The organism is Segatella copri, from assembly GCF_019127135.1.
Taxonomy (GTDB): domain Bacteria; phylum Bacteroidota; class Bacteroidia; order Bacteroidales; family Bacteroidaceae; genus Prevotella.
The window spans coordinates 1-679 of record NZ_JAHOEA010000167.1 but is presented as its reverse complement, the minus strand read 5'-3'; the positions used below and the strand labels follow the sequence as shown (position 1 = coordinate 679).

At 40.4% G+C, this 679-nt stretch carries 1 rRNA gene; it reads left to right on the top strand.

Annotated elements, in window-relative coordinates:
• Window positions 1-459: 459 nt before the first annotated feature.
• Window positions 460-679 (top strand): 23S ribosomal RNA (locus tag KSW37_RS15685); the annotation flags it as partial.

The following is a 679-nucleotide window of genomic DNA, read 5'->3' as shown; positions in this document are numbered from 1 at the left end:
ACAAGGTAGCCGTACCGGAAGGTGCGGCTGGAACACCTCCTTTCTGGAGAGACGAATATTGAGAGAATGTTGAGTGTTGAATGTTGAATGTTGAGTTCTCATTCTTGCTTACTTCTATATTTGTTGAGATAGTGACTGATTAAAGTTCGCTTCTCTTCTTGTACGCACCATCTGTTTAGTTAAATACAGGAGACTGGGATTCCTTATACGTTATATAATATATAGGGATGGCTCAAGAAAAATGGTTCAACTCCACAATCTCCACCATGCCTTTTAAGGCAAGAAGATCTTTGACATATTGACACAAGCAAAACTGTAAGTAATGAACTTTAGTTCAGACTAAAGTAAATCAAATCGCAAGATGAGATTTCACTTTGTTAGAATACAGCTGAAAGTATGAGCTACTTATTCGTTGTCGAGTAATCAGCAATGATAAACGAGATAACAAATACAGTCGTAAAGAAAGTAAGAAAGGGCGTATGGCGGATGCCTAGGCTCACTGAGGCGATGAAGGACGTGATAAGCTGCGATAAGCTTCGGGTAGGTGCAAATAACCCTTGATCCGAAGATTTCCGAATGGGACAACCTAGCCGTCTGAAGGACGGTTACTCTTACCAATGTAAGAGAGCTAACGCAGGGAACTGAAACATCTTAGTACCTGCAGGAAGAGAAAATAAAT